At 67.0% G+C, this 7,971-nt stretch carries 6 protein-coding genes; 3 read left to right on the forward strand and 3 right to left on the reverse strand.

The features are described from left to right. Positions 1-24: 24 nt before the first annotated feature. Both V2I08_RS17915 and V2I08_RS17920 read right to left on the reverse strand, forming a co-directional pair. Entirely contained in the window at positions 25-321 is a 297-nt protein-coding gene (locus tag V2I08_RS17915; RefSeq protein ID WP_349636233.1) for a S4 domain-containing protein, read from the reverse strand. Then, positions 314-3,028, reverse strand: a complete 2,715-nt coding sequence (locus V2I08_RS17920) for a helicase-related protein (RefSeq protein ID WP_349636234.1) — start codon at positions 3,026-3,028, stop codon at positions 314-316. The genes V2I08_RS17915 and V2I08_RS17920 overlap by 8 nt, the downstream gene beginning before the upstream one ends. A gap of 272 nt (positions 3,029-3,300) precedes the next feature. Here V2I08_RS17920 and V2I08_RS17925 point away from each other — a divergent pair, with 272 nt between their 5' ends. Both V2I08_RS17925 and V2I08_RS17930 read left to right on the forward strand, forming a co-directional pair. After that, the gene (locus V2I08_RS17925; protein ID WP_349636238.1) at positions 3,301-4,785 is read left to right on the forward strand and encodes a M23 family metallopeptidase; all 1,485 of its coding nucleotides are present in this window, start codon (positions 3,301-3,303) and stop codon (positions 4,783-4,785) included. A gap of 40 nt (positions 4,786-4,825) precedes the next feature. Further along, the gene (locus V2I08_RS17930) at positions 4,826-5,620 is read left to right on the forward strand and encodes a nucleotidyltransferase family protein (RefSeq protein WP_349636235.1); all 795 of its coding nucleotides are present in this window, start codon (positions 4,826-4,828) and stop codon (positions 5,618-5,620) included. 91 nt (positions 5,621-5,711) lie between these two features. On the opposite strand, the gene V2I08_RS17935 is transcribed toward V2I08_RS17930, so the two are convergent. After that, positions 5,712-7,025 (reverse strand): lipopolysaccharide biosynthesis protein, encoded by a 1,314-nt coding sequence (locus V2I08_RS17935; protein WP_349636236.1) that lies wholly within the window; start codon positions 7,023-7,025, stop codon positions 5,712-5,714. Between the two features lie 120 nt (positions 7,026-7,145). Here V2I08_RS17935 and V2I08_RS17940 point away from each other — a divergent pair, with 120 nt between their 5' ends. Beyond that, the gene (locus tag V2I08_RS17940) at positions 7,146-7,916 is read left to right on the forward strand and encodes a phosphocholine cytidylyltransferase family protein (RefSeq protein ID WP_349636237.1); all 771 of its coding nucleotides are present in this window, start codon (positions 7,146-7,148) and stop codon (positions 7,914-7,916) included. Positions 7,917-7,971: the final 55 nt, after the last annotated feature.

Here is a 7,971-nt window from a genome sequence, read left to right on the forward strand (position 1 = left end):
GGATGGCCGCCAATCCCCGACCCCTCACCCACCCACCATCAACTCCTCATAACAGCCGCGCGCTTCGGCTGCGGGGCCGCGTCTGGTGGGGAGGTGGGTGACGCGGACGACGCGGACGGTGGTGCCGTGGGGGAAGGTGATGAGATCGTGCGCGCGCACGGGGGCGTGGGCGCGGTCGATGCGGCGGCCGTTGAGGCGGATATGGCCGTCCTCCGCCAGTTTCTGGGCGCTCGACCGGCTGGAGCAGAGCCGGACGAACCAGAGATATTTGTCGATGCGCAGCGTCGGCGCATGGCCGGGGGCTGCGCCCGGATCAGCCATTGCGACCAAGCAGTTCGGCTAATCCGGCAAAGGCATTATTGGCGGGCGCGGGGCTGCCGCCGGTTGGGTTCGCGCGCGAGGGCGGGGGTGCGCCATCCTTGCCGCCGCGACGGCCAGAAGCGGGCTTGTCGCCGCGTGGCTTCTGCTCATTGTCGGCGCGGCCGGTGCGCGGCCGGGCGTGTTGGGCGCGTTCGGGGCGGGGCTTTTGGCGGCCCTTGAACACCCAGTTGGCTGCGCTGACGGGGGGTGTTTCTACTGGTTCAGCGCCTTCGACAGCTTCCTCGGTCGGAACTGGGGTGGGCGCTTCGACTGGACGGAAGCCGGCTGCGCGCATCAGTTGCAGGAAAGCGGGTTCGAGCAGGCCGAGCGAAACGATCTGCGGGCTGACGGCCGTGAAGGCTTCGCCCTTGGCGATCGCTTCATGCGCGGCGCGGGCCATGCGTTCGGCCATGTCGATGCGCAGCATCTGGTCGCCAAACCCGCGAAAGCCAGCGATTCGCGCGCCCATCTGCGCAAATTTGTCGCCCGTGGGCAGCAGGGTGAGGCCGGGCAGCGGGAGCGGCAGGCAGGGCTTGCCGATTCGCGCGGCCAGCAAGGCGGAGCGCCAGCGCGCCGCGCCGGGCTTGAGCAGGCCGGGATGATAGATGTCGAGCACACCGATATCAATGCCCGCGCGGCGCAGCAGGTGGCGCTGGTCCTTGTCGAGATGACCGAGCGCGGCGTCGAGATCGACCCGCGCCATCACGCCACCGCCATCGGCAAGCTGCGCGAAGACCGCGCGCACCACGGCGGGAACGGCTGGATCGGCGGCGCTTTCGGCCATTTTTACCAGCGGTAACAGATGCTTCTGCTTCTGCGCGTCAAGCCAGGTGGCCAGCCGCGCGGCGACCTGTTTCTGCAGATCGGGTGCCAGTTCGAGCAGGGCGCGGTCGAGCCGGATTTCGGGCGTCAGCAGGGTCGGCCCCGCCAGCAGGGTCGCGACCGTCGCCTGCCCCCAGGCGATGCCCGGCATCTGTCCCGCTTCGTCCAGCAGGGCAAAATCCGCATCCGCCGCCGCAACCAATTCATCTGCCTTCACACGCAATACCTTTCCAAGGCGCCTTTCCGCCGCCGCCAACAGCATCTTCCTGTCCTGATGCCGCGTAGCGGGATCGACCGAGAAACGAAATCCGTCAAGTCGCCCGATCGATTCTCCATCGACGCACACGCTGCCATCCGCTTCGACGGTGACCGGCAGGGTGCTGGCATTTTGGCCGAGATCGCGCAACAGGACGGTGGTGCGCCGGTCCACGAAACGCTGCGTCAAGGCGGCGTGGAGCGCATCGGACAGCTTTTCCTCCAGCGCGCGGGTGCGCTCGGCCATTTCGGTGGGATCGGCGAGCCAGTCGGCGCGATGGGCGATGTAGGACCAGGTGCGCGCGGCGGCGATCCGGCCTGCCAGCGTGTCGATATCGCCCTGTACCGAATCGAGCCGGGCAATCGCCTGCGCGAACCAGTCGCGGGGGATGTGGCCATTGCCTTCGGACAGGAAGCGCCAGATGCGCGCGACGGCGCGGCCATGATGTTCGGTGCCGAGTTTCTGGAAATCGGGCAGGCTGCACGCGGCCCAGAGCCGTTCGACCTGCCGCTGGCCACGCGCGCGGTCGATGACGAGGGGATCGTCAGCCAGCCGCTTGAGCACGGACAGGTCGACGGCCTGCGGTGCGGCGCGCAGTTCGGGGCGGTCGGGCCGTTCCTCCAGATCAGCGATCAAATGATCGAGCCGGTCGGTGCGTGGCGTGCCGTCGCGCCAGTAGAGATGGTCCACCGGCGGGAAGCGATGCGCCTCGATCGCTTCTATCTCTTCGGGGGTGAAGGCGGCGTCGCTATCTTCGCCGCCCAGCGATCCGAAGGTGCCATCCTTGTGATGCCGCCCGGCGCGCCCGGCGATCTGCGCCATTTCGCTGACGGTCAGGCGGCGGGTGCGGCGGCCGTCGAACTTGCGCAGCGAGGCGAAGGCGACATGGGCGACGTCCAGGTTCAGCCCCATGCCGATCGCGTCGGTGGCGACGAGATAATCGACCTCGCCATTGAGGAACATCTGCACCTGCGCGTTGCGGGTACGGGGGGACAGCGCGCCCATCACCACCGCGGCACCACCCCGGAACCGCCGCAGCATTTCGGCGACGGCATAGACTTCCTCGGCGGAGAAGGCGACGATGGCGGAGCGTTTTGGCAGGCGCGAGAGCTTCTTCGCGCCCGCATAGGACAGGGTGGAGAAACGCGGGCGACCGATGATCTCGACATCCTTGACCAGCGCCTTGACGGTGCGGGCGATGCTGGCCGAACCCAGGATCATGGTCTCTTCGCGGCCGCGTGCGCGAAGCAGCCGGTCAGTGAAGATATGGCCGCGTTCGGGGTCGGCGCCCAGTTGCGCTTCATCGAGCGCGACGAAGGCATAATCGCCGGTGATCGGCATGGATTCGGCGGTGCAGAGGAAATAGCGGGCGTGGGGCGGGACGATCTTTTCCTCGCCGGTGATCAGCGCGACCTGCGCCGGGCCTTTGATCGCGACCACCCGGTCATAGACTTCGCGAGCGAGCAGGCGGAGGGGGAAGCCCATCATGCCGCTGCTGTGCCCGCACATCCGCTCGACCGCGAGATGGGTCTTGCCGGTATTGGTTGGCCCCAGGACGGCGGTGACGGGCGATCGGGCAAAGGCAACCATGGTGGCCCTCTGTCGAGCATGGGGGGCGATGGAGCAAGGAGATTCGCGGGTTCCCTACCTTGGTGCATTCCTGTCGGGTCCGTGGCACGGGTCGTCGCAGGCGGGTGCGTCATTGGTGCGTCTTAAATTGACTTTAACCTTGTCGCTTCACAAGGGTCTGGCCCGACGCATGGCGCGGGGGCCGTTGCGTCGCCAAGCAATGCTATCATGGCCTTGGGGGTCGCGTTTTGTTTCAGGATAGCCAGTTCGGATCGCAGCAGGGCGGCGCCACCATGTCGCTATGGCTGGCCGACTCGCTGCGCCAGCCTGCGCCGGTGCCGCCGCGCGACTGGCGGATGCGGCTGCGCGAGTGGGCGGACGAGGTGGAGCTGGTCCCCGATCTTGCCCAGCGGATCGGCAGTCCGACCTGGTTCCGGGGCCTCGCCACCTGTTTCGGGCTGTGCGCGATGGCGCTCTACCTGTCGCCCGGTTTCAAGCCGATTCCGGGGCTGCCCGGCCGGACGATGGCCGAAGCGCAGTATGACGAAGTGCGCAGCCAGATGATCACACCGCTGGCGCTGGGGGCGGATAGCGGGCGGCGGATGGGCGCGACCGATGCCGTGCAGCCGCTGCGCCAGACGCCAGAGCGGCCGCAGATCGAACTCAATGCCCAGGTCGGTAGCAGCGACACGTTGGCGCGCGCCTTGTCGCGCGCGGGGGTCAGCAGCGGCGATGTGGCGACGATAAACGCGCTGGTCGGCGCGGACATCAGCGACGGGGTGAAGCCGGGCACGCGGCTCGACATCATATTGGGTCGCCGGGCCAGCCGCGACCGGCCCCGGCCGCTTGATCGGCTGGCGTTCCGCGCGCGGCTCGACCTGGCGCTGGAACTGGAGCGGGCGGGCGGGGTGCTGTCGGTGCGGCGTATCCCGATCCGCGTCGATAATACGCCGTTGCGCATTCAGGGCGTGGTGGGCGACAGCATCTATCGCTCGGCGCGGGCTGCCGGTGCGCCGCCCAAGGCGGTGCAGGCTTTCCTGCGGGTGATAGCGGGGCAGGTCGATCTGGGCGGCATCGGCGCGGGGGATCGCTATGACATCGTCACCGAATATCGCCGCGCGGAGACGGGCGACATTGAGGTCGGCGAGTTGCTCTATGCCGGGTTGCAGCGCGCGCGCGGCAAGTCGGTCGATATGCTCAAATGGACCAGCAACGGCCGCACCGAATGGTTCGAGGCGTCGGGCGTGGGCGAGCGGCGCGGGGTGCTGTCGGCTCCGGTTGCCGGGCGCATGTCATCGGGCTTCGGCATGCGGCGGCACCCGATTTTGGGCTATAGCCGGATGCATGCGGGCATTGATTTCGCGGCGCGCTATGGCTCGCCCATCTATGCGGTGACCGATGGCGTGATCGCCTATGCCGGGCGGCATGGCGGGCATGGCAATTATGTGCGTATCCAGCATGGTGGCGGCATCGCGACGGGCTATGCGCATATGAGCCGCATCGCCGCCGCGCCGGGCCAGCGCGTGCGCCGGGGCCAAGTGATCGGCTATGTTGGCTCGACCGGCCTGTCGACCGGGCCGCACCTCCATTATGAACTCTATCGCGGTGGCGCGACGGTAAACCCGTTGTCGGTGAAGTTCACGACGACGGCGCAACTGGCGGGTAATGATCTGCGGGCGTTCCGGGCGCAACTGGCGCGCTACAAGGGGCTGCCTGTGGGCCAGCGTCAGGCCTTTGCCGAGGCACCCTCCGCCGCGCCGGTCGCCAGCGGAAAATAAGCCGCTTCCCGCGCGGGTGCCGCTTGGGTAACGAGCGGGGATGATTGCTTCCGCTCCGGCTTCCGTCACCGCCATCCTGCTTGCGGGTGCGCGGCCCATTCCCGATCCGCTGGCGATCGCCGCCGGGGTGCCGGTCAAGCCGCTCGCGCCGGTCGCGGGCGAGCCGATGATCAACCGCCCGGCGCGCGCGCTGCTCGATCATCCCGCGATCGGGCAGGTGATCGTCCTGACGCAGCGGGCCGATGCCTTTGCCGCTGATCCGGCGACGGCGTGGCTGGGCGCGCATCCGCGGGTGCGGTTCGAACGGGGCGGGGCGGGGATTGCCTCGTCACTGCTGGCGTTGATGGAGGCGGGCGATCTGCCCTTTCCGCTGTTGCTGACCACGGCGGATCATGTGCTGCTGGATCGCGCGATGCTGGATCAGTTCATTGCCGAGGCGACGGGGGCGGACATCGCGGTGGCCATGGTCGAGCGCGCGACGCTGCTGGCGCGCTATCCGCAATCGCGGCGGACCTGGTTGAAGTTTCGCGACGGGGGATGGTCGGGTGCCAATATCTTCTGGTTCGGCAGCGGCAAGGCCCGGCCAGTGATCGCGCTGTGGCAGGAGGTGGAGCAGGACCGCAAGAAGGGCTGGAAGATTCTGTCCGCCTTTGGGCCGCTGGCGCTGATCGGCGCGCTGTTGCGGATTTCGACGCTGCGGGGCGGGATGGCGCGGGTCGGACGACGCTTTGGCCTGGTGGCGCGGCTGGTGGCGATGGCGCAGCCCGAAGCGTGCATTGATGCGGACAAGCAGGCAGATGTGGATTTGATCGAGGCGATATTGGCGGGGCGGTAGAGTTGAGTTAACCCGTTCGTTTCGAGCGCAGTCGAGAAACTGGCGCGAGGGTTTCTCGACTGCGCTCGAAACGAACGGATGCAATGGGCCGCTACTTACTGCCCGCTACGGCCCGGCGGCTGGCCCAGCCCATCATCGCGAAAGCGGCGAGAGCGGCGGCGATATTGGCCACTGCCGCGCCGATCGTGCCGTAGAGCGGCAGCAATGCAGCCTGCAGGCCGAGCAGCAGCAGGGTGGCGACGAAGGTGATACGCAGCGACAGCCCGGCGCGATCGGTCGCCATCAACAGCGGACGGTAGCTGACGCCGATCAGTTCGATACAGGCGGCAATACCCAGCAGCAGCAGCAGCGGATAGGCGGGTAGAAATTCCGGGCCGGCGATGAAGCCCAGCAGCGGGCGGCCAATGGTGGCAATGAGCGCGATGATGACGCCGCCCGCGATCAGCGCCAGCCGGTTGGTACGGCGGAAGAGGGTGCCCAGCGCGTCGCCGCCATGGCTGCTGCTGCGGGAGAGTTCGACAAAGATGCTGCGCGACAGCAAGCTGCTGATCTTGGTCAGCGAATTGGCGAGCTGGTTGGCGAGGCGATAGAGGCCCGCGCCCGCAGGTCCGACGAATGCCCCGACGATCAGCACCGCGACCTGTTGGCCGATGGAGGCAAGGCTGGTCTGCAAATTGGTGGCGGTCAGGAAGCCGACAATGCCCGGATTTTCCGCCCGCGCGTCAATCGTCCGCCCGGCGCGCCAATGGCCGATGCGGCCACGACCGACGTGCAGCGCCAGCCCCCAATAGCTGAGCGCACAAAGGAGTTCGGCAAAGCCCCAGGCGATGAGGAAGCCGGTGATGTCGGGCATCCACAGCAGCGCCGCCCCCGCGCCGATCATCCGGCCGACCGGCATCATGGTTTCGGCGAGCGCGGCGCTGTCGAAGCGGTCGAACAGGCGCAATATGCCGGTCGGGCTGGAGCGGATGGTGATCATCATCATCATGCAGAACAGCCAGACCTGCCAGCCCATGCCCGGCCCGATCCCCAGCAGGTCATCGAAGGCCAGGATGATGGCGGCCGCGATCAGCCCGCCCGCAACCGCCGAAGCGAGGTCGATGAGGATGCAGAAGCGCAGCACCCGGTTGAGCGCATCGCCATGGCCCGCGGTCAGATGCGGCTGGCCATAGCGTACGACGATCTGCCAGCTGTCGAAGGAGACCAGCGTCTTGATGACCTGCGCGGCGCTCAGCACCAGGGCGAAACGGCCGAAATCAGCGACGCCGAGCGTGCGGGTGACGATGGCAAGATAGGCGATGCTCAGGATCGCGCCAACGCCCTTGCCGCCCAGCAACCAGCCGGTATTGGCCAGGATGCGCGCAAAGCCGTCGCCTGCCTGCCCCGTTGCGCGTTTGACCTTCACGTCTGCCCCTGGCCTTTCACCCGGATGTCGGCCATCCGCCGTGCGCCTGTCTAGGGGGTTCCGGCGGTCCTGCAAACCCCGCCTTTTTTTCGGCCAAATTGCGGTTTAAGGCCCAGCGCCATGACGATCAGCAAAGCCATCATCCTTTCCGCCGGGCAAGGCTCACGCCTGTTGCCGCTGACCCGCGACGTGCCCAAGTGCATGATCGAATTTAACGGGCGCACCCTCATAAGCTGGCAGATTGCCGCGCTGGTCGCCAATGGCGTGACAGACATCGTGGTGGTGACGGGCTTTCGCACCGAGCGGGTCGAGGATCATGCGCTGCAACTCTATCGCGAGACGGGCGCGCGTATCCGCACGGTGTTCAATCCTTTCTTCCAGGTTGCCGATAACCTCGGCACCTGCTGGATCGTGCGGGAAGAGATGGACCGCGATTTCATCATCCTGAACGGCGATACCATCGTGTCGGACGAGATCGTCGCCAAGCTGATCGCGGGGGCGACCGATGCGATCACCGTCACCGTCGATGTGAAGCCCGATGGCGATTATGATGATGACGACATGAAGGTGAACCGCGACGACAGTGGCCGCCTGCACCATATCGGCAAGCGCTTGCTGCCGCCCGACACCAATGCCGAATCGATCGGCATGTTGGCCTTCACCGGCGAAGGCCCAGCGATCTTCCGTAACCAGATCGACCAGATGATGCGGACGCCCGAAGGGGTGGAGCGCTGGTATCTGCGTGCGATTGACATCATCGCCAAGGGCAATCGGGTGGGCACCGTGTCGATCGACGGGCTGCCGTGGCAGGAGGTCGATTTCCCGCAGGACGTGGAAGCGGCGGCAGCGTTGACGGCGCGGTGGGTCGATGAGGGGCGTTATCGTCTGTAGAACTGGATGACTTGACGTCAAATCGTCATTGCGAGCGCAGCGAAGCAATCCATCG

It is taken from the genome of Sphingobium sp. MK2 (assembly GCF_040170545.1).
In the GTDB taxonomy this organism is placed as follows: domain Bacteria; phylum Pseudomonadota; class Alphaproteobacteria; order Sphingomonadales; family Sphingomonadaceae; genus Sphingobium.